This is a genomic window from Brevundimonas sp. (assembly GCF_047617075.1).
GTDB lineage: Bacteria > Pseudomonadota > Alphaproteobacteria > Caulobacterales > Caulobacteraceae > Brevundimonas.
In genome coordinates this window covers 144,780-165,007 of sequence record NZ_JBLGCI010000003.1, presented here as the reverse complement: position 1 = coordinate 165,007, position 20,228 = coordinate 144,780, and the positions used below count along the sequence as shown (strand labels likewise).

Annotated in this window: 23 protein-coding genes; 11 read left to right on the top strand and 12 right to left on the bottom strand. The window is 68.6% G+C overall.

Features of this window, described 5'->3' with window-relative positions:
* Positions 1-2 precede the first annotated feature (2 nt).
* The gene (locus ACI8U3_RS04360) at positions 3-1,688 is read right to left on the bottom strand and encodes an MASE1 domain-containing protein (RefSeq protein ID WP_415013644.1); all 1,686 of its coding nucleotides are present in this window, start codon (positions 1,686-1,688) and stop codon (positions 3-5) included.
* An 82-nt stretch (positions 1,689-1,770) separates the two neighbouring features.
* On the bottom strand, positions 1,771-2,403 hold the full coding sequence (gene thiE / locus ACI8U3_RS04355; protein ID WP_415013643.1) for a thiamine phosphate synthase: 633 nt from the start codon (positions 2,401-2,403) through the stop codon (positions 1,771-1,773).
* Positions 2,404-2,527: 124 nt separating this feature from the next.
* Between thiE and ACI8U3_RS04350 the strand changes: the two genes are divergently transcribed.
* The 3 genes from ACI8U3_RS04350 (at position 2,528) to ACI8U3_RS04340 (ending at position 3,972) form a co-directional block, all read left to right on the top strand.
* Entirely contained in the window at positions 2,528-2,713 is a 186-nt protein-coding gene (locus tag ACI8U3_RS04350) for a bacterioferritin-associated ferredoxin (protein ID WP_415013642.1), read from the top strand.
* 142 nt (positions 2,714-2,855) lie between these two features.
* On the top strand, positions 2,856-3,356 hold the full coding sequence (bfr, locus tag ACI8U3_RS04345) for a bacterioferritin (RefSeq protein ID WP_415013641.1): 501 nt from the start codon (positions 2,856-2,858) through the stop codon (positions 3,354-3,356).
* A 79-nt stretch (positions 3,357-3,435) separates the two neighbouring features.
* Positions 3,436-3,972, top strand: coding sequence for a tryptophan-rich sensory protein (locus ACI8U3_RS04340; RefSeq protein ID WP_415013640.1), 537 nt, complete (start codon positions 3,436-3,438; stop codon positions 3,970-3,972).
* Here the strand turns inward: ACI8U3_RS04340 and ACI8U3_RS04335 are convergent, their stop codons facing one another.
* The 5 genes from ACI8U3_RS04335 to ACI8U3_RS04315 form a co-directional block, all read right to left on the bottom strand.
* Positions 3,973-4,428, bottom strand: coding sequence for a YkgJ family cysteine cluster protein (locus ACI8U3_RS04335; RefSeq protein WP_415013639.1), 456 nt, complete (start codon positions 4,426-4,428; stop codon positions 3,973-3,975). It abuts the gene before it with no gap.
* Positions 4,429-4,647: 219 nt separating this feature from the next.
* Positions 4,648-5,658, bottom strand: coding sequence for an alpha/beta hydrolase (locus ACI8U3_RS04330; protein WP_415013638.1), 1,011 nt, complete (start codon positions 5,656-5,658; stop codon positions 4,648-4,650).
* Positions 5,655-6,098: a cupin domain-containing protein gene (locus tag ACI8U3_RS04325; RefSeq protein WP_415013637.1), complete on the bottom strand. Its 444-nt coding sequence runs from the start codon at positions 6,096-6,098 to the stop codon at positions 5,655-5,657. The genes ACI8U3_RS04330 and ACI8U3_RS04325 overlap by 4 nt, the downstream gene beginning before the upstream one ends.
* A gap of 36 nt (positions 6,099-6,134) precedes the next feature.
* Positions 6,135-6,860: an ABC transporter permease gene (locus tag ACI8U3_RS04320; protein ID WP_415013636.1), complete on the bottom strand. Its 726-nt coding sequence runs from the start codon at positions 6,858-6,860 to the stop codon at positions 6,135-6,137.
* Positions 6,861-7,802 (bottom strand): ABC transporter ATP-binding protein, encoded by a 942-nt coding sequence (locus tag ACI8U3_RS04315; RefSeq protein ID WP_415013635.1) that lies wholly within the window; start codon positions 7,800-7,802, stop codon positions 6,861-6,863.
* Positions 7,803-7,887: 85 nt separating this feature from the next.
* Between ACI8U3_RS04315 and ACI8U3_RS04310 the strand changes: the two genes are divergently transcribed.
* The gene (locus ACI8U3_RS04310) at positions 7,888-8,385 is read left to right on the top strand and encodes a DUF2975 domain-containing protein (protein ID WP_415013634.1); all 498 of its coding nucleotides are present in this window, start codon (positions 7,888-7,890) and stop codon (positions 8,383-8,385) included.
* Positions 8,385-8,627 carry a helix-turn-helix domain-containing protein gene (locus ACI8U3_RS04305; RefSeq protein WP_415013633.1) on the top strand — a complete coding sequence of 81 codons (243 nt, stop codon included), beginning with the start codon at positions 8,385-8,387 and terminating at the stop codon, positions 8,625-8,627. The genes ACI8U3_RS04310 and ACI8U3_RS04305 overlap by 1 nt, the downstream gene beginning before the upstream one ends.
* A 4-nt stretch (positions 8,628-8,631) precedes the next feature.
* Here ACI8U3_RS04305 and ACI8U3_RS04300 read toward each other — a convergent pair whose 3' ends face one another.
* Both ACI8U3_RS04300 and ACI8U3_RS04295 read right to left on the bottom strand, forming a co-directional pair.
* The gene (locus ACI8U3_RS04300) at positions 8,632-9,813 is read right to left on the bottom strand and encodes an acetyl-CoA C-acyltransferase (RefSeq protein WP_415013632.1); all 1,182 of its coding nucleotides are present in this window, start codon (positions 9,811-9,813) and stop codon (positions 8,632-8,634) included.
* A 212-nt stretch (positions 9,814-10,025) separates the two neighbouring features.
* Complete coding sequence (locus ACI8U3_RS04295; RefSeq protein ID WP_415013631.1) at positions 10,026-10,865, bottom strand: acyl-CoA thioesterase; 840 nt, start codon at positions 10,863-10,865, stop codon at positions 10,026-10,028.
* Between the two features lie 185 nt (positions 10,866-11,050).
* Here ACI8U3_RS04295 and ACI8U3_RS04290 point away from each other — a divergent pair, with 185 nt between their 5' ends.
* A complete protein-coding gene (locus ACI8U3_RS04290; RefSeq protein ID WP_415013630.1) occupies positions 11,051-11,542 on the top strand; it encodes a winged helix-turn-helix transcriptional regulator in 492 nt (163 codons plus the stop codon).
* A 71-nt stretch (positions 11,543-11,613) separates the two neighbouring features.
* On the opposite strand, the gene ACI8U3_RS04285 is transcribed toward ACI8U3_RS04290, so the two are convergent.
* Positions 11,614-12,912 (bottom strand): HlyD family type I secretion periplasmic adaptor subunit, encoded by a 1,299-nt coding sequence (locus tag ACI8U3_RS04285; protein ID WP_415013629.1) that lies wholly within the window; start codon positions 12,910-12,912, stop codon positions 11,614-11,616.
* A gap of 35 nt (positions 12,913-12,947) precedes the next feature.
* Entirely contained in the window at positions 12,948-14,687 is a 1,740-nt protein-coding gene (locus ACI8U3_RS04280) for a type I secretion system permease/ATPase (RefSeq protein ID WP_415013628.1), read from the bottom strand.
* Between the two features lie 327 nt (positions 14,688-15,014).
* On the opposite strand from ACI8U3_RS04280, the gene ACI8U3_RS04275 reads away from it, so the two are divergent.
* The 5 genes from ACI8U3_RS04275 (at position 15,015) to ACI8U3_RS04255 (ending at position 19,481) form a co-directional block, all read left to right on the top strand.
* A complete protein-coding gene (locus ACI8U3_RS04275) occupies positions 15,015-16,070 on the top strand; it encodes a sensor histidine kinase (protein WP_415013627.1) in 1,056 nt (351 codons plus the stop codon).
* Between the two features lie 12 nt (positions 16,071-16,082).
* Positions 16,083-16,505, top strand: a complete 423-nt coding sequence (locus ACI8U3_RS04270; RefSeq protein WP_415013626.1) for a DUF1801 domain-containing protein — start codon at positions 16,083-16,085, stop codon at positions 16,503-16,505.
* Positions 16,506-16,605: 100 nt separating this feature from the next.
* The gene (locus ACI8U3_RS04265) at positions 16,606-17,841 is read left to right on the top strand and encodes a PQQ-dependent sugar dehydrogenase (RefSeq protein WP_415013625.1); all 1,236 of its coding nucleotides are present in this window, start codon (positions 16,606-16,608) and stop codon (positions 17,839-17,841) included.
* An 86-nt stretch (positions 17,842-17,927) separates the two neighbouring features.
* Positions 17,928-18,653 (top strand): acetoacetyl-CoA reductase, encoded by a 726-nt coding sequence (gene phbB, locus ACI8U3_RS04260; RefSeq protein ID WP_415013624.1) that lies wholly within the window; start codon positions 17,928-17,930, stop codon positions 18,651-18,653.
* 48 nt (positions 18,654-18,701) lie between these two features.
* On the top strand, positions 18,702-19,481 hold the full coding sequence (locus ACI8U3_RS04255; RefSeq protein ID WP_415013623.1) for a DUF4908 domain-containing protein: 780 nt from the start codon (positions 18,702-18,704) through the stop codon (positions 19,479-19,481).
* Here the strand turns inward: ACI8U3_RS04255 and gloB are convergent, their stop codons facing one another.
* Positions 19,482-20,225, bottom strand: a complete 744-nt coding sequence (gloB, locus tag ACI8U3_RS04250; protein ID WP_415013622.1) for a hydroxyacylglutathione hydrolase — start codon at positions 20,223-20,225, stop codon at positions 19,482-19,484. It lies immediately after the preceding gene.
* Positions 20,226-20,228 lie beyond the last annotated feature (3 nt).

The window sequence follows — 20,228 nt, the reverse complement described above, 5'->3', positions numbered from 1 at the left end:
GATCAGGCGGCGGGCAGTTCGATCCAGAAGGTGGCGCCCTCGCCCGGCGCGCTGATGACGCCGATTTCGCCGTTCTGAAGCTCGGTCAGGCGCTTGGCCAGGGTCAGGCCGATGCCGTGCCCCTCGATGGTGGAGCGCTCCAGCCCCAGCCGGTTGAACGGCTCGAACAGCTGGGCCTGTTTCTCGGCTGACAGGCCGGGACCCTTGTCGATCACCTCGACGCGGATCTTGCGGTCCACGCGACGGGTGCGCAGGGTCACCACCCCGCCCGAGGCGCCGTACTTCACCGCATTGGTGACCAGATTGCCGATCACCTGATTGAGCCGGATGGAGTCCGCCAGGGCCACCAGATCGTCATTCTGTCGCTCGGCTGTCAGGGTCAGGCCTTCCGCTTCCTTCAGCAGACCCACGCCGCGCCGCACGTCCTCCACCACGCCGGCCACATCCACGGGCCGCAGATCCATCTGCACCGCTCCGGACTCGGCCCGCGCCACGTCCAGCAGGTCATGGGTCAGGGTCTCGATCTGCCGCGCGGTCTTGACCAGCATGGTCGCCATCTCGCCCTGGGTCGGCGTCACGGGGCCCAGCTGGCCGGAAGACCACAGGTCCCCGATGCCGATGATGCCGCCGATGGGGCTCTTGATCTCGTGGGCCACGTTGGCCAGCAGGCGCGACTTGCCGGCGCTGGCCTTCTCCGCCCGTTCCTGCCCCGCGGCCGCGCGCGCCGCGAACAGGTCCCGCTCCTCCAGCATGGCCGCCACCAGCAGCATGGGCAGGCCGGTGGTGGCCGTGAACAGCTGGGCCAGCATGACGCGCTGCGTCAGGTCCGCGCCAGGGGTCAGATTTAGCGGGCCGTATCCATTCAGGGTCAGGCCGATGGACACGAGGGCGGTGATCAGGATCGCGGCGGTCACCCCGACAATCCGCAGCCGCACGGCGATCACCAGCAGCAGGGGCACGATGACAAAGGGGATGGCGACGGCTTCCTGGATGAACAGCACGCCCACAAGGGCCGCCAGGCCGCCGAGCAGAACCGCCGCCTCCGCCACCTGCCACGGACGGGCTAGGCGCGCGAAGTGCCGCTTGGTCACGGCCAGTCCGAACGGAGCGAACACCGCGATGCCCAAGGCGTGTCCGAACCACCAGGTCTGGACGGTGCTCGCAAAGTCCTGCCCCGTCATCAGGTACAGCATGCCCGACGCGAACACCGCCGCCGGCAGGGGTGCGATCACCGCCGCCAGCATCAGGAATTTCGCCGCGCCGGGGACCGTGGCGATGTTCAGGTCCGGCAGGAAGCGCCGGGTCAGGACCACGGCCAGCACCACCTCGATCATGTTGCCGATGGTGAACATGAAGGCCAGATCGGGCGGATTGCCCGCCAGCAGATTGCCGCCTGCGAATCCTACGGTGATCAGGGCGGCATAGGCCGCGTCATAAGCCTTGCCCTTGCCGGCGCGCAGCCATGCGGTGACCGCCACGCCGCCCGCCGCCCACAGGGCCGCCACCAGCCCGGCCGAGCGCGACGTGGACACCGCCAGCACCACCAGCACGGCCAGGATTACGGCCAGGAAGACCGGCGCGTGGGGCTGGCTCATCAGATCGTGGCCGCGCCGCCACGATCCGGCGCGCGCTTCCGCGGCGGCGACGGCGGGGTGGTCCAGGTCGGCGAGCGCGCGGCTCAGGATCATGATGAAAGGCTTCTGCAGGCTGGGATACTGAACGCCCAGTCAACCACGCCTTTGCTAAATATCCCTTGCCATGGCTGCGGGATCAGCCGGTCAGGGCGTTGAAGCGCCTCACGGCCTCGGCCGGACCGCCCGGATGGCGCCATACGCCCGCGCTGACCGCCAGAAAGTCTGCGCCCGCCTCGATGAGAGCCAAGGCGTTGTCCACAGTGATCCCGCCGATGGCCACGCAGGGCACGGCCATGGTCTCCTGCCAGATGGTCAGGATGTCCGGCTCGGGCCGGGCGGTGGTTTCCTTGGTGTCCGTGGGAAAGAAGGCGCCGAAGGCCACATAGTCCGCCCCTGCCTCGGCCGCCTCCATGGCTGCATGGCGACTGTCCTTGCAGGTGGCGCCGATCATGGCGTTCGGGCCCAGGATGCGCCGCGCGGCGTCCACCGCCGGATCCTCGTCGCCCACATGAACGCCGTCACAGCCCAGCTCTCCCGCCAGATCCGGCCGATCGTTCAGGATCACCGCCACCCCATGGGCATGGGCGATGGGCATGAGCCGCCGCACCGCCGCGCGCACCGCATCGTCGTCTGCGGGCTTCAGCCGGATCTGCAACGCCGCCACATCCCCGGCGCCCAGCGCGGCCTCCAGCTCGGCGGCGAAGGCGTCCAGGTCCGGCAGGGCCGGCGGGGTGATCAGATACAGGCGGCAGCGGGCTTTATCGGTCATGGCCGGGGGGGTGCGCCGACTTGCCTCAGCGGTCAAGTACGGGATGCGCATGCGAACGATTTGCATCCGCCCGGACTCCTGCTATGGAGAGTCGTTCTCAACGTATCGGGTCGGGCGACCAACCGTGTACATCTGCAACTGCAACGGCATTCGCGAACGGGACGTGGCCCGCGCCATCGAGGCGGGCGCCCAACGTCCCCGCGACGTCTTCGCCCACAACGGCTGCCAGGCCCAGTGCGCCAAATGCGTCTGCGAGATGCGCGAGATGATTCAGGAATCGCGCCAGGCCTTCGCCCTCGCCGCAGAGTAGAAGTGCGGGCGAGATTTACTCGCAATTACAATAAGCTGATAAGTATTCGCAGGTGAACAATCGCCTGCGAAGCGTGTTATGTCTCACGCCATGGGGCGCGGCCGTCGTGTGAGCCGGTCCCGGAACGAAAAGGCTTGAGATCATGAAGGGCGATCCCGCGATCATCCGGACGCTGAACGGCGTCCTCACCAACGAACTGACCGCGGTGAACCAGTATTTCCTGCATGCGCGCATGTTCGAAAGCTGGGGTCTCAGCCATCTGGGCAAGGTCATCTACGACGAGTCCATCGGCGAGATGAAACACGCCGACAAGCTGATCAAGCGCATCCTGTTCCTGGACGGCCTGCCCAACCTGCAGGACCTGCACAAGCTCAAGATCGGCGAGACGGCGCCGGAATGCATGCGCGCCGACCTGCAGCTGGAGCTGGACGGCCGCCGTGACCAGATCGAGGCCATCAAGCAGTGCGAGGCCGCCGCCGACTTCGTCAGCCGCCAGATCCTCACCGAGATCCTGTCCGACACCGAGGAGCACATCGACTTCCTCGAGAACCAGATCAATCTGATGGGGCTGCTGGGCGAACAGAACTGGCTGCAAAGCGCCATGAAGGACATCGAGCCCGACGGCGCCGCCACCGGGAACTGACGCCCGCCGGGGCCGGCGCCCCGGAACCCCATCCCGCCTGACCTGTTCCGTTCCCTGTAGCAACAGGGAGACCACCGCCATGTCACGCCCCAGCCAAATCGACCGGTTCCTGAACAGCCAGGGCCGCAGCGGGCGTCACGTGGCCACGGGCCTGGCGGTCACCGCCGGAGTCGGCCTGGTCGCCTCGGCCTTGGTGGCCCTGACCGCAGATTCGCGCGAGACCGCGCCCGAGCATGACGGCCGTCCCATCGTTCAGAAGCCGACGAGCGGCTTCAGCATCCTGCTGCCGGCCCTTATGTCGGCCGCCACCTTGGCCGGCCTGCGCGTCTGGAACGCGCCTTCGGGACCGGATCGAAACAGCGCCCTGCGTCTGTGGAGCGTGTCCCAGGCGGTCAGCGCCTTCTGGATGGCGTCGCGCCCACGCAGCATGGCCGGGCAGATGGTCGCCGCCATGATGAGCGCCGGCATGGCCGCCGCCTTCGCCCATCAGGCCCGCAAGATCGACCCGCGCGCCGGCTTCATGGCTTCGCCCATGGGCTCCGCCGTGCGCTGGGGCAACATGATCGGCGACAAGCTGCACCGCCGCGAACGGCCCGAGGGCGCCACGGTGCACTGATCAGGCTGTCGTGCGCGTGACCGGACGCTCTCCCCCGTCCGCAAGCAAGCGGACACCCCGGTCGCCCACGAACACCATCACCTCCAGGCCCTGCGCCGCCCCGCTCCGGGCCCAGTCACGCAGGGTCGTCTGATAGGGCTCGCGCCGCCACGCCTGCGGGTCCGCGCCGTCCGCCTCCACGATCAGGCGCTGGCCGCCGTTCTCGGAATGCATCACGAATCCCGCCCGATCCGGCCGCCAGTCCTCGCCCAGGTTCGGCGCCAGCAGCCAGGTGCAGTTGAAGGCCCCGCACGCATGGGGCCGCTCCGCATAGATCGAACAGCCGCGCCCCTTGCGGAAATGGCCGCACCATTTGCGCGGCGGCTTGGCGATGGCCTCCACCCCCATGATCTTGCAGCACAGGCCGCAGTCGCCGCAGGCGCGGGGCGGGGCAGGGGCGGCGCAGGGCGTGGTCATGCCGTGACGCTACAGCGCTGAACGGCCCGCGTCAGGAGGCTTGTCAGACTCACTATTGCGATGCATTCTCAATTACTCCAATCAGGAGTCGGCCATGATCGTCCTCGCCACCGGCGCCCAAAGCCTCGCCCGCCTGATGCAGGCGGACCGTAACCGGCCGCACCCTGGATCAGTGCACGACCGTCCCAACCCGAAGCCCTCCGGGACAGCGGGCCGCGCCTAGCCCAGCCAGCCGCGCCGCGCGCCCCAGGCCAGGGCCAGCTCCGGCCAGACCGCGGCCGGACGCCCCTCGATCAGGCGGATGCCGAAGCCGTGGCCGCCTTCCTCGAACAGGTGGGTCTCCACCGGCACGTTCGCGGCCCTCAGCGCCGTGGTCAGCATCATGGCGTTCTCGGGCGGCACGGATTCGTCGTCCATGGCGTGCAGGATGAAGGTGGGCGGGGTGCCCGAGCGCGGCATGGTCTCCAGCGACCAGTCACGAATCTGGTCCGGCGCCGGATTGTCGCCCAGCAGATAGCGGCGTGACCCGGCGTGCACATGCGGATCGGTCAGGGTGGCCACCGGATACATCAGGATCGACAGGTCCGGCCGGGCCGACACCGCGTCCGCCGCGTCCACGGGCTCATAGACGGCGTCCCAGTGCCGCGCCGCCAGAGTCCCGCCCAGATGCCCCCCGGCCGAGGCGCCCAGCGCCCCGATGCGATCCGGGGCGATGCCGTACGACTCGGCATTGGCGCGGATCAGGCGCATGGCCCGCTGGGCGTCCTGCAACGGCGCGTTCGGTCCCGCCGCCCAGTTGTCGCCCGGCAGGCGGTAGCGCAGCACGAAACAGGTCACCCCCGCCGCCGCGAACACCCGCGCGCAGTCGTATCCTTCCTTGTCCACCACCGCCCAGCGATAGCCGCCGCCTGGAATCAGCAGCAGGGCCGCGCCGTTCGGCCGCTCGGGCCGGAACACGGTCATGATCGGGTCGGTGGTGTAGACGGCGAAACGGTCGTGATAGGCGGGGTCCTCGGATCGCTCGTTCACCTCGGCCGTGACCGTAACGTTCTCGCCCCCCGGCGCTCCGCCCGGCCACAGCCGCACCGTCTCGGCAGGGTCGGCCGGCGCCCGCTGCGGCGTCACGGCGGCGGCGCGCACCGCCTCGCTCCAGGGCGCCTGGGCCAGAACCGGCGAGGCGGTCAGGCCCAGCCCTGCGGCCGTCAGCAGGCTGCGGCGATGAAGAGTCATGCCGGGCCTCCCTTGCCCGGCTTCCAGTCAGGCGGCGCCATTTCAAATCGGTCGAAGATGAATCCGGGCGCCACGGTGCAGGTGACCAGCGTCCAGGCGCCCAGCGGCCGGGCGGCCTGCCAGCCATTCGGCGGCACGACCAGATGGGGCCGCTGGCCCGCCGCCAGATCCGCGCCCAGCACATGACGCACCGGCGGTCCGTCGCCCGTGTCCGCGATCATCAACTCCAGCGGCCCGCCGGCGTTGAAGCTCCAGACCTCGGCGGCGTCCGTTACCCGGTGCCAGTGTGAACTCTGACCCGCCTCCAGCAGATAATGGATGGCCGTGGACGCAGCCCGTCCGGGCGCGACCTCGACCGCGTCCCGGAACGTCTCGCGGAACCAGCCGCCCTCCGGATGGGGTTCGAGCTTCAGCAGGGCGACGATTTCGGCGGCGGTCATGCCGTCACCATACTGAACGTGACACCGGTGGCCAGACTAAACCACCTCGCGTCGCGACAAGTGGATCAGCATCAGGAAGAGGCCTGCAAGTCCGCCCCCCAGCCCCAGCATCAGCGCCAGATCGGCCCGCGCCGGGTCGGTCGCCAGCATGTTGACCGGCATCTGCCAGGGCATGAAAACCCCGTTCTTCGCCGAGGTGGCGACTACGGCGAAGAAAGTGCCGCCGATGCCCAGCACCAGCCCCGGCACGAAGCTCCTGAACCGCAGGGCCGCCCACAGCTGGATCGTCGTCAGCAAGGCGCCCGCCGCAAAGATGCGCCCGTGCAGCCAGATCACCGCCCACCAGTCGATCGCCCCCGTCGGCGCGAAGCCTGGCTTCACCAGGCCGGCCAACACGCCTGCGCACGCGCTCAGGATCAGAACCGCCGCCTCCATGGCGGCCACCACAAGAAAGACGCCCGCCGCCTTGGCCGCCAGCAGTCGCCACCGGCGGACCGGCAGGGCGAACAGGTGCTCCCAGCTGCGGGGGCCGTGCTCCATCTGGGCGACCAGGACGGTCAGGGCCGTGACGCTCATGGGCAACATGAAATAGGCCCAGATGGCGGCGGACTGCATCATCACCATGGTCCACACCTCAGCTGTCTCCAGCCGCAGCAGGTTGAAGAATATGAACAGGGCGATCAGGCTCGGCGCCGCCACGGCCAGCAAGGCGGCGAGGGAGCGGTTGAGCTTCAGCAGCTCCACGGACAGGGCGGTAAGCATTCAGGCGGCCTCCTTGCCGGCGCCGGGCAGGCGATTCTGGTCCGCAGTCGCCCTGTAAAGCGCCTCGAGGCTGGGACGGCGGGGTGTCAGGGCGAAGACTTCCAGACCGCTCTCCACGAGGGCGCGGTTCAGCTTGGCGGCGGCGGTCCGTGCGTCGTCGCCCGGCCTCAGCCGAACCGACAGCGCCTCGCCGTCCTCGAGATCGAACCCTCGGGCCAGAATGAGCGACCGGGCCCGAACCGGCTGATCCACCTCCACCTCCAGTCCGGGCGCGATCCGGGCGGTCAGGTCCGCCAGAGCCCCCTGAACCGCCAGCCGCCCGGCGAGGATCACGCCCACATGGGTGGCGGTCTGCTCCACCTCGTTCAGCAGATGGCTGGAAACCAGCACCGTGGCGCCCGTCCGCGCGGGCAATCCCATCAGAAAGGCGCGCATGTCAGCGATGCCGTCCGGGTCCAGCCCATTGGCGGGCTCGTCCAGGATCAGCACCGGCGGCGACCCCAGCAGGGCGCGGGCGATGCCCAGCCGCTGGCGCATGCCCAGCGAATAGTCCGAGACGCGGCGATGGGCGTCAGGCCGCATCTCCACGACCTCCAGCACCCGGTCCGTCTCCGTGCGCGGCAGAGCCAGCAGCCGCCGGGTGATCTCCAGATTCTCCCGCCCGGTCAGATTCGCGTGAAACCCGTGCGCCTCCAGCAGGGCGCCCACCTTCCGAGCCGCTCCCATCCGGTCTGCGGACACGTCGATGCCGTCGATCAACGCCCGACCTCCGTCAGGCCGGATCAGGCCCAGCAGCATCTTGAGCGTGGTGGTCTTTCCCGCGCCGTTGGGGCCCAGAAAGCCGTAGACGGCGCCTTTGGGAACCTGCAGGTCCAGCGCCTGAACCACAGTCCGGCCGCCGAAGCGGCGCGTCAGGCCGCAGGTCTCGATCGCGAGGGTCATGTCGTCCGTTCCTTTAACTCTAAGCTAAAGTTGCGGACGGATCGTTTTTAAGTCAAGATTAAAGAAAATTCAGCCGGACCGACCCATGAAATCCTCTGACCCCGTCGCCTACCGGCGCAGATGCACGCAGTTCCGCTGGCTGGCGGTGTTTATGGTGGCCAGCGTGGGCGGGCTGCTGTTGCTGATGCATCTTGTCGCCCCGCTGATCCTGATGCTGCGCGGCGAGACCCGGCATCTGGCGCACTGGGCGCCCGGTGCGATCTGGGCCTCGCCCACGGCCTTCTATCTGTTCGCGGTGTGGGCCATCGGGGCGGCCATGGGCCAGCTGGCCAAGGGGCGCCTGATCCAGCCCACCCTGTCCGATGCCTTGCGCCGGGTCGGTCTGGCGCTTGGGCTGGGCGGCCTTCTGAGCGTGTTCGGCGTCACCAACCTGATGCGGCTTATCGGGGGCGGGCAGGGCGGCTGGGCCTATTTCGATGTGGCCGGCATGACCCTGGGCATGATCGGCGGCGCCCTGTTTCTGCTGGGGCGCGTGATCGACCATGCCGGGCGGGTCCAGGCCGAGCTGGACGCGATGATCTGATGCCCGTGCGCGTGACCCTCGACGCCCTGATCGTCCGCAAGGGGATCAAGGCCCGCGACCTGGCCGCCGAGGTGGGGATTTCGGAAACCCAGCTGTCCCTGTTCCGCTCGGGCAAGGTCAAGGGCATCCGGTTCCGCACCCTGGCGCGGCTGTGCGCGGCGCTGGGGTGCAGACCCGGTGATCTGCTGGACTATGAATTCGACGCGGACGACCTGACGCAACCGGACGAGCCGGAAGACTAGGCCGTCAGGCCATCTCAACCGCCATGGCCACGGCCTCGCCGCCGCCGATGCACAGGGACGCCACGCCTTTCTTGCCGCCGCGCGCCTGCAGCGCCGACAGCAGGGTGGACAGGACCCGGGCGCCTGACGCGCCGATGGGGTGGCCCAGGGCGCAGGCGCCGCCGTTGACGTTCAGCTTCCCGTGGTCGATGTCCAGCTCGCGCATGGCGATCATGGCCACCACGGCGAAGGCCTCATTGACCTCCCACAGGTCCACGTCCGAGGCGCTCCAGCCGGCGCGCTCCAGCGCCTTCTTCATGGCCGGGACCGGGGCGGTGGTGAACAGGCCCGGCTCATGGGCGTGGGCGGCGTGGGCGGCGACCCGGGCCACGATGGGCAGGTTCAGAGCCTTCGCCACGCTCTCGCGGGTCATCACCAGCGCCGCGGCGCCGTCCGAGATGGAGCTGGCGTTGGCCGCCGTGATGGTGCCGTCCTTGGCGAAGGCGGGCTTCAGGGTCGGGATCTTGTCGGGCCGCGCCTTGCCGGGCTGTTCGTCCACCGAGACGGTTTCGGTTCCCTTGCGGCTGGTGACCTCAACCGGGGTGATCTCGGCCTCGAAGGCGCCAGAGGCGATGGCCGCATTGGCGCGGCTCAGGCTCTCGATGGCGTAGGCGTCCTGATCCTCGCGGGTGAACTGGTACTGTTGCGCTGCATCCTCGGCGAAGGCGCCCATCAGCTTGCCGGGGGTGTAGGCGTCCTCCAGCCCGTCCAGATACATGGTGTCCGAGATCACATCATGCCCGATGCGCGCCCCGCCCCGGTGTTTGGCCATGACATAGGGGGCGCCGGTCATGCTCTCCATGCCGCCCGCCACGATGATCTCGGCGCTGCCCGCCTTCAGGGCGTCGTGCGCCATCATGGCCGCCTGCAGGCCCGAGCCGCACATCTTGTTGACCGTGGTGGCCTCCACATGGCGGCCCAGCCCGGCGCCGATGGCCGCCTGACGCGCCGGCGCCTGGCCCAGTCCGGCGGGCAGGACGCAGCCCATCATGATCTGCTCGATGCGCGCCGCCTCCACACCCGCGCGCTCCACCGCCGCCTTCACGGCGGTCGCGCCCAGCTCGGTGGCCTTCACGCCCGTGAAGACGCCCTGAAAGCCTCCCATGGGGGTGCGGGCGAACGAACAGATGACGACGGGATCGGACATGGCGGGCTCCTGAGCGGTTATGATTGGTTGCGGCTCATATATCTCTGCGCGCGGCGGACGGCGACCCCTTCTCCCCCCCGTCCCGGGGAGGGCGCTGAGCCGGAGGCGAAGCGGGTGGGGGCGGCTAAGGCGAAACAAGCGCGGACATCTCGCCGAGCCCTCCCCACCCGGCCGCTGCGCGGCCCCCCTCCCCGGGACGGGGAGGGAGAGGGTCAGAGCAGCTTGCGCCGCTGTCGCGAGAGGGCCAGCGGCGTGCCGTCCGCGCCCCAGCATGCGGCCTCGTCCACGGTCCAGCCAAGTCCCAGATCCAGCATGCGGAACTCGAAGAAGGCCCAGCCGTCCGGCGCCGTCTCTGGCGTAGGCGTGGTCAGAATGTCGTAGCGCAGGTCCACCGTGGTCATCATCGGCGGCGCCTTGGTCGCGGTCCAGGCGGGCGGATACAGCGCGTCCAGCAGGTAGCACAGGCGCAGCTCATCCAGCGGTGCGCCGTCATTGGTGCGCATCCACACCCGCTCCACCACCTCGCGCCCTTCATTGCCGCCCAGAATGTTCGGCCCCCCGTCGAAGCGGAACTCCACGTGTTGGCTGAAGCGGGGGCGCATGGGCCCCGTCAGCGTCTGCGCGGGGTCAAGGCTGTCCAGGGGCGGGGGCGGCGCCTGCATGGGCGTCAGGGCGACCGCGTCTTCGGCGTCCCGACCCCAGGTGGCCGTGGCGTGATGGGTCAGGCGATCGCCCTGTCCGGCCTCCAGCGCCGAATAGGCCACGGTGCGCCCGCCGCGCAGCAGGCGGGGTCGCATCGTCAAAGCCTGTCCGTACTTCGCCGCCGCCAGATACTGCACGCTCAGGGTTCGCAGCGGCCCGGTGATCCCAAGCCCCTGCCGCATGGCGCCGGCGCACAGGGCCGCCAGCAAGCCGCCGAACGGAAACCCCGCCTCGGGCGGCGCGCCGACGGGACCGTTCGAGAACTCTCCGGACAGCTCGGCGGTCAGAGTCTCGCCCTCGGGCGTCAGGGCCAGGGCGCGGGTCAGCGGATGGTCGGCGGAATCGGTCATGGGCAGCGACATATCAGAAACACGGGCGGAGACCGGCGGAAGGGCCTCCGCCCGCAAGTCGAGGGACGCAAGGAACGCCGGGGCGAAGTCATGCCGCGATGTCCGTTGCCAAACAAGACTGACTCAATGGGTGTTGAATCGCAACCCACTTGTCAAAAGCCTGCCGCAACGTCACCTTGTGACCTATGGGACGTACAGCCGACTATTCCCGCCAGAGCTGCTCCATCGCCGCCACCCTCGAGGTGATCGGCGATCCGTGGACGCTGCTGGTGATCCGCGACGCCTTTCAGGGCGTGACCCGCTTCGAGCAGTGGCAGGAGCGCCTGGGTGTGGCCCGCAACGTGCTGGCCGCGCGCCTCAAGACCCTGGTCGCCCACGGCGTTCTGGAGCCGCAGCTCTATTCCGAGCGCCCGCCGCGCAACGAATACGTCCTGACCGCCCGGGGCAAGGAGCTGTACGGCGTGCTGGTCACCCTGCACGCCTGGGGCAACAAGCACCTGTATGGCGACAGCGATTCCGGCGTGGACATGATCCACAAGACCTGCGGCCATTCGCTGGAGCCACGCATCGCCTGCGGTTGTTGCGGCGAGGTGGTGCGCCCGCGTGATCTGGCGCTGGTGCTCAGCGAGGATCGCCCCACGGTCGGCGACGTCCTGACGCCCAAGGACGCGGCCTAGACCGAATTCGGTTCAGTCGGACGCAGTCCAACTGGGCTCAAATTTCGGTCCAGCATAATGCGAGACGCACGCTACTGCTGACTGCCGGACCGCCACAGGTTCCGGGTCAGGGGCTCGACCAGATAGGACAGGGCCGTTCGTTTCCGCAGCAGAATCACGACTTCCACCGGCATGCCCGGCCGGATGCCTCGCGCCGACGGCCCCAGCAGGGCCAGTTGCTCGGGGGGAACCACCACCTCGATCCGGAAATGGCTGAGGCCGGACTGCTCGTCGACGAAGCTGTCGGCGGAGACGTTGGTCACACGACCGCGCACGATCGGCGGCACATCTTCGCGCAAACCGGGGAAGCGAACCTCCGTTTCGAGCCCGACGCGAACGCTGTCGATGTCGGCGGGATCAACCTTGGCCAGCAGCACCTGTGACGCGTCGGCCGGCACCACTTCCATCAGCACCTGACCGGGCTGGACCACGCCGCCGGTGGTGAAGACGCTGAGGCCGACCACCTGGCCGGTCGCGGGGCTGCGCACCTGGGTGCGGTCGATCTGGGCGCGCAGATCCTCCAGCCGCGGCCGAAGTTCGTTCAGCTGGACCTCCACCTGGCGCAGCTGCTCGGTTACATCCTCGTCCAGCTGCGTATTCACGCCCAGCATCTGCAGACGTGTCTCGCCGATTTGCTCGCGCGCCGCCGCGATCTGGGCGATCAGGGCGCCTTCCTCGCCCTGCAGAGACGCGGCGGTGCGTTCCAGCGCCCTGACCCGATTGAGCGGCGCATAGCCCTGATCCGCCAGGGAGCGCATGCCCGCAAGCTCCTCCTGGATGAGGCGCTGCTGTTCACGATTGGACTCCAGCTGTCTCTCATGGCCCCCCATACGGTCTTCAAGCTGGCTGATCCTCTGACGCAGGACGCCGCTCTCGGTGGAGCGGCCGGCCGCCCGTGCGGAAAACTGGCGTTGCTGCAGTCTCAGCGCCTCCTGCGCCAGGGTGAGATCGGCTCCCGAAAGGGCCGAGAACTCCTCGGGCGTCGGGATCACGCGCAGCCGGTCCCGCTCCGCGATCATGCGCGCTCTCTGGGCCAGAAGGGCGTAAACCTGCCCCGCCACGCCGCGCTCCACCGAGCGCAAATTCCCGGCGTTGAGCTCAAGAAGAACCTGTCCGCGCGCCACCCGGTCTCCCTCGGCCACGTGCAGGGCGCCGACCACGCCGCCGTCCGGATGCTGCACCGCCTGCCGATTGCCGGAGACCGCCACCTGCCCGGGCGCATAGGCGCCCGCGTCCAGGGGCGCGAACGCGGCCCAGCCCAGGAACAAGCCGAAAAAGGCCAGAATCACCGCGCCGCCCAGCCAGAGTTCGAACCGGGGGGACGCGCTCACCTGATGCGCTTCGGGGGAAGGGGCCGTTGTGTTGGTCATCTGCCGGCCGTGTCCCGCGCCGGTGCGCGGGTCCCGCTTCTGATGCGGGCCAGCACCTCTTCTCGCGGCCCCTCGGTCTGAATCGCGCCGTCCTTGAGCACCAGCAGGCGATCAACGCGTGAAAGCACGCCGGCCCGATGCGCGACGATCACGACAGCCGCGCCCCGCTTTGCAGCCGCCAGCACCGCCGTCATCAGGGCTGCCTCGCCGTCCTGATCCAGGTTGGAATTCGGTTCGTCCAGCACCAGCAGGACCGGATCGCCGTACAGGGCTCGCGCCAACGCCACCCGCTGGGCCTGTCCCGCGGAAAGGCCCGCTCCGAAGGCGCCCAGTTCGGTGTCATAACCCTTGGGCAGCCGCTGGATCATGCCGTGGGCGCCGGCGGCCCTGGCGGCCTCGACCACGGCGTTGTCGATCACTTCCGGAGACGCGCCCGTGGCCGCGGCGAAACGCGAAATATTGTCCCGCACGCTGCCGGCGAACAGACTGGGGGTCTGCGGCAGATAGCCGATGTGCCGGGCCAGCGCGTCACTGTCCCAGGCCGTGTAATCCGCGCCGTCCAGGCGAACGGCGCCGAGCGTCGGCGGCAACGCCCCGGCAATGACCCGCGCCAGGGTTGTCTTGCCTGAACCGCTGGCCCCGATTACCCCCAGGGTCTGCCCGGGTTCGAGAGACAGCGACGCGCCCTTGATCTGCGGCGGGCCGCCGTCGGTCAGTCGAACGGCGACGGATTCGACGCTCAGCTGTCCCTTGGGGGCAGGCAGGCCCGTACGGCTTCGGTCCGCATCGGCCGTGGCCTCGAACAGTTCAATGAGGCGCCGCCATCCCGCATGGGCCTTCACCAGACCGGGCCAGGCGCCGACCAATTGCTCGATGGGCGCCACCGCGCGGCTCAGCAGGACGGATGAGGCGATTATGGCGCCGGGGGTCATCTGTCCGCGGATCACCAGAAACCCCGCCAGACCGAGGGCCGCGGATTGCAGGGTCAGCCGCACGAATTTGATGGCGCCGGTGTAGCGTCCCCCGGCCAGATTGGCGTCGGCCTGCTGCTGGACGGCCTGGCGACGCTCCTGCGCCTGCCGCGCGATGCTGTTGGCGCGCATGCCGAGGGCGCGCACCACCTCCGCCTGGGCCGCCAGGGTTTCCTGCGCCGCATAGGAGGCTCCGGCGGAATCCGTCGCCTGACGAATGCGCTCGCGGGTGTCGCGCTCGTTGAGCCAGGCCAGGAGGAACAGCATCAGTCCCCCGAACAGGGTCAGCATGCCGATGGACCAGTGCAGCAGGAAGCAGCACATCAGGAAGACCGGCGTCCAGGGCGCGTCCAGCACCGCCAGCGTGCCCTGACCGCTCAGGGCCGTCCGCACGTGATCGAATTCGCGCAGGACATGAACATTGGGAGTTCGACCCTTCATGTCCACGGTGCGCGCCAGGATGCGGCTGGTCAGTTCCTGGTCCAGTTTCAGTCCGGCGCGCAGCAGGATGCGCACCCTCAACCAGTCCAGAACCGCCAGGGCGGCCAGGGCGAACAGCGCAACGGCGCTGATCATGACCAGGGTGGCCAGGCCGCCGGTCGGCACGACCCGATCATAGACCTGGAGCATGTAGAGCGTGGGCGTGAGGTACAGCAGGTTCACCAGCGCGCTGAACACCGCCGCGCCGATCAGATAGGTTCGGCAGGCCAGGACGGCCTGTCTGAGCGGTTCAGCGCCGGGCGATGTGGGAAGCAGGTTGAACACGTCGGCTAGCCGTTCTCGGGCCTCATTGCGGATTCATCGCGCGTTGTGTCCGCGCGACCATGACGACCCTTCTCGCCGCTGGAGGGCGACTCTATGGCAATCCCCACAGGGCGCCAATCCGCAGTGCCGTATCCACAACCCCGTTACGACGGCGCCGGGAACGGTGGCGGGCCGCGAAGCCTGCTTGCCGCGCGATTAAGCTCCGCCGATCGCGGATACGTGCTAAGCTTGACGGCTTAAGAGGCGCTGGCGCCGACGCCTTGCGTCGAACCCGTCCGGGGAAGGCTTTCGCTTCGCGAGCCTCCGAACGCGGGGAAAGGGACAGCCATGGCTGCCCACACGCTCCAACATCAAGAAGGTCCGCTCAGCCTGGGGTTGGCCGTCATCAAAGCCTCGCAGGCGCCGGTCATCCTGCTGGACGCCGACCTGACCGTCATCGCCGCCAGCACCTCATTCTGCGAAGCTTTCGGGCTGGACCGGAGCGCGGTCGCCGGCGCGCTGATGTCCAGTCTGGGCGACGGCGAATGGCGCTCACCCCAGCTTCAGGTCCTGCTGGCGGCCACCGTCCGCAGCGACGTGGCGGTGAACGCCTATGAGATGACCCTGGACATCCCGGATCGCGGCCCGCGCTGCCTGGTCGTCAGCGCCCGGCGGCTGGTCACGGACGAGGACGTCATACGCTTGCTGGTGGCGGTCACCGATGTCACCGACGTCCGCGCCGCCGACAGGCTCAAGGACAATCTGGTGCGGGAAAAAGCCATCCTTCTCCAGGAGGTTCAGCACCGCGTGGCCAACAGCCTGCAGATCATAGCCAGCGTGCTGATGCAGAACGCGCGAAAGGTGCAGTCAGAGGAAACCCGGCTGCATCTGCACGACGCCCACAGCCGGGTGATGTCCATCGCCACCCTGCAGCAGCAGCTGGCCGTCTCGCAGCTGGGCGACGTGGATATCCGGCGCTATCTGACCCAGCTGTGCAGTAGCATCGGCGCCTCCATGATCCACGACCCCGAACGCTTGACGCTGGAAGTGGTCAGCGACGGCAGCGCCACCAGCGGGGACGTTTCCGTCAGTCTGGGGCTGATCGTCACCGAGCTGGTCATCAATGCGCTGAAACACGCCTATCCGGGCGGACGCGGGGGCAGGATTGTTGTGACCTATGGCTCCAATCCACAAGGCTGGATCCTGTCGGTGCGGGATGACGGGGTGGGGATGCCGACGAACCCGGCCGACGCGACGCCGGGTCTGGGCACCAGCATCGTCGAGGCTCTGGCGCAGCAACTGCATGCGTCGGTGAAGGTCGAATCCGGCAAGGGCGGCACGTCCGTCTCCATCGCGCATGTCCGCGCGGACCCGGCCTTCATTGTCGAACGGCTCGCCGTCTAGCATTCTGAGGCCATGTCCGAACTGAAGACCCGTCCCACAGACGCCTCGGTGGAGGATTTCATCAATGGGGTGCAGAACGCGCGCCGCCGCGAGGATGCGCGGGCGGTCTGCGCCATGCTGGGCGAGATCACGGGCGAAAAGCCGGTGATGTGGGGGCCGTCGATCATCGGTTTCGGCCGGTACACCTATGTGAACACGACGAACAAGCCCGCCGACTGGCCCATCATCGGCCTGTCCCCGCGCAAGGCGAACCTGAGCGTCTACATCATGCCGGGATTCACCGAGCGGCCCGACCTCATGGCCCGTATCGGCAAGGTGAACACCAGCGTCTCATGCCTCTACATCAATCGGCTGGAAGACGTGGACATGGGCGTGTTGCGGGACCTCTGCGAATGGTCCGTGGCGACCATGCGCGCCCGATATCCGACCGGTTGACCGGGCGGCCCTTGCATCGCCGGGCCATGCGCGGTTCTGTCACCGGAACGGCAACGGTTCCATCGCGTTGCCTCAAGACACATTTTTCGGGAGTTTCGCCATGCGCCTGTCCGCCCTGACCGCCGCCGTATCCGTCTTCGCCCTGGTCGCAGCATGCGGCGGCGAGGGCGAGACCGCCGCCGCCACGCAGACGGCCGGTGCGCCGGTCGAGACGAACGAGGCGAACGCCCCCAACCAGCAGCCGGCCTTCGAGGGCCAGACCCGCGCACCGGGCGTGCAGACCACGGTCCAGATGACCAGCGAGACCGTCGCCGAGGGACTGGAAAGCCCGTGGGGGCTGGTTTCTGTGCCGGGTGGCGGGTTCCTCGTCACCGAGAAACCGGGAACCCTGCGCATGGTCAGCGCCGAGGGCGAGGTCGGCGATCCGATCTCGGGCGTGCCCGAGGTGGTGTCGGAGCGCCAGGCGGGCCTTCTGGACGTGGAGCTGAGCCCCGACTTCGCCAGCGACCGCCTCGTTTACATGAGCTTTTCCGAACCCCGTCAGGGCGGCAACGGCACGGCGGTGGCGCGCGGGCGCCTGAGCGAGGACGGCGCGCGGCTGGAGAATGTCGAGACGATCTTCAGCGCCATGCCCACCTACGACAACTTCATGCACTACGGCTCGCGCATCGTGTTCGACCCGCAGGGACGGCTCTATGTGACCTTGGGCGAGCGGTCGGATCTGGAGACGCGGCCGCAGGCTCAGGATCTGGGGTCGCACTTCGGCAAGATCGTGCGCATCAACGCCGACGGCTCGGTTCCGGCGGACAATCCGTTCGTGGATCAGGACGGCGCCCTGCCCGAGATCTGGTCCTGGGGTCATCGCAACGTCCAGGGCGCCGCCCTGCACCCGGAGACGGGCGAGCTGTGGGCCATCGAACACGGCGCGCGCGGCGGCGACGAGGTGAACATCGCCCGCGCCGGCCAGAACTATGGCTGGCCCATCGCGGCCTACGGCATCGAATATCGCGGCGGCGCCATCGGCGAGGGAAACACCACCGCCCCGGATACGGTGCAGCCGATCTATTACTGGGATCCCGTGATCGCGCCGGGCGGCGCCGTTTTCTATCGCGGCGACATGTTCCCCGACTGGAACGGAAACCTGCTGGTGTCGGGTCTTGGCGGACAGCATCTGGCGCGGCTGGTGCTGGATGGCGAGCGGGTGGTGGGCGAGGAGCGCCTGCTGACCGGTCTGGGCGCCCGCATCCGTGACGTGGCCGTGGGCGCCGACGGCGCGGTCTACGTGATCACCGACGACGCCAACGGACAGCTGGTGCGTCTGCGCCGCGCCGACTGAGCGCCTTCACCGGCCCGGAAGGGCGCGTTACAACAATCATGAGCCGCCCGCCTTCAGGACGGCCAAGGGACATAGGGAAACGCAATATGACGCGAGTGGCCATGGTCACCGGGGGGACCCGTGGAATCGGCAAGGCGATCGTTCAGCGCCTGAACGAGGACGGCTACAGGGTCGCTGCCGGATATTCGGGCAACACGGCCGCCGCCGAGGCCACCGCCGCAGAGCTGGGCGTCATGGTGGTCAAGGGCAATGTGGGATCGTTCGAAGATTGCGAACGGGCGGTTAAGGAGGTTGAGGCCGAACTGGGGCCGGTGGACGTCCTCATCAACAACGCCGGCATCACCCGCGACGGCTTCTTTCACAAGATGACCCCGGACCAGTGGTCCGACGTGATCCGGGTGAACATGGACAGCGTGTTCAACATGACCCGCCAGGTCATCGGCGGCATGCGCGACCGGGGTTTCGGCCGCATCGTCAACATCAGCTCCATCAACGGGCAGAAGGGCCAGATCGGCCAGACCAACTATTCCGCCGCCAAGGCGGGCATGATCGGCTTCACCAAGGCCCTGGCGCTGGAGAACGCGCGCAAGGGCGTGACTGTGAACTGCATCGCGCCGGGCTATATCGACACCGAGATGGTGGGCGCCATGGATCCCAAGGTTCTAGAGAGCATCGTGGCCCAGATTCCGGTGGGAAGGCTCGGAAAAGGCGAGGAAATCGCGGACATGGTGTCCTGGCTGTCCGGCGAACGTGCCGGATATGTCACAGGGTGCACCCTTTCCCTGAACGGCGGTCAGTATCTGGTCGGCTGACACGGCCGCGCCCAAAATCCGCCTTCGCGACGAGTCATCTGATTGACGATGTTCGCTGAAACCCGGTCCAGCCTGGCGCCGTCCGCGACGCTCGCTCTTGCGTGCGTCGCAGGCCTCATGCTGGCCGATGCGCCTCGGGCCATGGCGCAGGTGGAGAGCAACGCGCAGGCGGAACAGAGCCGGACCCTGCGCGACCGTCCGTACCGCGCCCTGCCGGAACCTGGCCGGTATGTCACCGACAGCGGCGCCGCCTTCACGCTCGATCAATCGGGGTCGCGGCCTCTGGTGCGGTTCGGCGACAATAGCGAAGTCTGGGTTCTGCGGCCCATGCCCGCGCCGCGCGGGGACATCGTCTATCGCAACGATCAGGGCGACGTGGTGCTGCGTTCGACCCCGTCCGGCGGGTTGACCCTCTACACCTCGCGGGCGCCCAGCGGCGAGCCGGCCTCGCTGGAGGGACCTGGCCAGAGCCTGCGCCGGCCGGCGCTGTCGCCCATCCAGCTGGTCAACTACATGGTCCGCCAGAGCGATGTGGCGAGCCGGGCGGTCGGCCACCTGGTGGTGTTTCAGGCCGAAGAGATCACGCCGGGTTCCGAGACCCTGGTGGCCGAGGCCGCCTTCGCCGCCGTGGAGGCCCTGAGCCGCATGGCGCGGGCGTCCAATTTCCGCGATCAGGCCAGGCGGGTGCGCCGCATCATCATCACCGAGGGTCCGCGCAGCGACGCGGCGCTGTCGGGAGGAACCCTGACCATTACGGTGGACCCGCGTCAGGGTCCGGCCGGTCGGCCCTCCTCAGCCCGGGTTGTGCGGGCGCTGGCCGGCCGCTGATCAGCCCTTGAACGCGTCCTTGGCGGCGCGCACGGCGGCGAAGTCGGCGGCGTTTTCCGCTCTCATGAACGGATTCAGACGCTTTTCCCGGCCCAACGTCGTGGGCACGGTGGGCTGCCCCGCCTCGCGCAGGGCGAAGATGTCGCGCGCATGAGCCTCGAGATCGGCGCGCACGCCGGCGTCCGGCTCATCCAGGCTGAGGGCGAACCGGGCGTTGGCGGCGGTGTATTCGTGGGCGCACCAGATGCGGGTGTCGTCCGGCAGGGCGCCGAGGCGGTCCAGACTCTCGAACATCTGCTCGGGCGCGCCCTCGAACAGGCGGCCGCAGCCCAAGGCGAACAGCGTGTCGCCCACGAAGGCCTCGCCGCCGCGCCGGTCGATGAAGACGATATGGCCCAGGGTGTGCCCCGGCGTGTGGATGACGTCGAAGCGCGTCTCGCCCAGATCCACCTGATCCCCGTCCGAGAGCACCTGATCCAGGGCGATGACGCGGGTGGACTCCTCGGGACCGACGATGCGGCAGCCGGTCTCAGCCTTGACCATTTCGGCGCCTTGGGTGTGATCCGGATGCCAGTGGGTGTTGAGAATCAGATCCAGCCGCTTCCAGCCGGATGCGGCCAGTTCTGCCAGGATGGCGGAGCCGTCCGGCGCGTCCACGGCGGCCGCCTGTCCGGTGGCGCGGTCGCGGATCAGATAGCCGTAGTTGTCGGAGAGGCAGGGAAACTGTCGGATGTCGATGGGCATCGG

Coding starts and splice junctions, on each gene's coding strand:
- ACI8U3_RS04360 (WP_415013644.1), bottom strand. CDS start 1,688: ATGATCCTGAGCCGCGCGCTCGCCGACCTGGACCACCCCGCCGTCGCC.
- thiE (WP_415013643.1), bottom strand. CDS start 2,403: ATGACCGATAAAGCCCGCTGCCGCCTGTATCTGATCACCCCGCCGGCC.
- bfr (WP_415013641.1), top strand. CDS start 2,856: ATGAAGGGCGATCCCGCGATCATCCGGACGCTGAACGGCGTCCTCACC.
- ACI8U3_RS04340 (WP_415013640.1), top strand. CDS start 3,436: ATGTCACGCCCCAGCCAAATCGACCGGTTCCTGAACAGCCAGGGCCGC.
- ACI8U3_RS04335 (WP_415013639.1), bottom strand. CDS start 4,428: ATGACCACGCCCTGCGCCGCCCCTGCCCCGCCCCGCGCCTGCGGCGAC.
- ACI8U3_RS04330 (WP_415013638.1), bottom strand. CDS start 5,658: ATGACTCTTCATCGCCGCAGCCTGCTGACGGCCGCAGGGCTGGGCCTG.
- ACI8U3_RS04325 (WP_415013637.1), bottom strand. CDS start 6,098: ATGACCGCCGCCGAAATCGTCGCCCTGCTGAAGCTCGAACCCCATCCG.
- ACI8U3_RS04320 (WP_415013636.1), bottom strand. CDS start 6,860: ATGCTTACCGCCCTGTCCGTGGAGCTGCTGAAGCTCAACCGCTCCCTC.
- ACI8U3_RS04315 (WP_415013635.1), bottom strand. CDS start 7,802: ATGACCCTCGCGATCGAGACCTGCGGCCTGACGCGCCGCTTCGGCGGC.
- ACI8U3_RS04310 (WP_415013634.1), top strand. CDS start 7,888: ATGAAATCCTCTGACCCCGTCGCCTACCGGCGCAGATGCACGCAGTTC.
- ACI8U3_RS04305 (WP_415013633.1), top strand. CDS start 8,385: ATGCCCGTGCGCGTGACCCTCGACGCCCTGATCGTCCGCAAGGGGATC.
- ACI8U3_RS04300 (WP_415013632.1), bottom strand. CDS start 9,813: ATGTCCGATCCCGTCGTCATCTGTTCGTTCGCCCGCACCCCCATGGGA.
- ACI8U3_RS04295 (WP_415013631.1), bottom strand. CDS start 10,865: ATGACCGATTCCGCCGACCATCCGCTGACCCGCGCCCTGGCCCTGACG.
- ACI8U3_RS04290 (WP_415013630.1), top strand. CDS start 11,051: ATGGGACGTACAGCCGACTATTCCCGCCAGAGCTGCTCCATCGCCGCC.
- ACI8U3_RS04275 (WP_415013627.1), top strand. CDS start 15,015: ATGGCTGCCCACACGCTCCAACATCAAGAAGGTCCGCTCAGCCTGGGG.
- ACI8U3_RS04270 (WP_415013626.1), top strand. CDS start 16,083: ATGTCCGAACTGAAGACCCGTCCCACAGACGCCTCGGTGGAGGATTTC.
- ACI8U3_RS04265 (WP_415013625.1), top strand. CDS start 16,606: ATGCGCCTGTCCGCCCTGACCGCCGCCGTATCCGTCTTCGCCCTGGTC.
- phbB (WP_415013624.1), top strand. CDS start 17,928: ATGACGCGAGTGGCCATGGTCACCGGGGGGACCCGTGGAATCGGCAAG.
- ACI8U3_RS04255 (WP_415013623.1), top strand. CDS start 18,702: ATGTTCGCTGAAACCCGGTCCAGCCTGGCGCCGTCCGCGACGCTCGCT.
- gloB (WP_415013622.1), bottom strand. CDS start 20,225: ATGCCCATCGACATCCGACAGTTTCCCTGCCTCTCCGACAACTACGGC.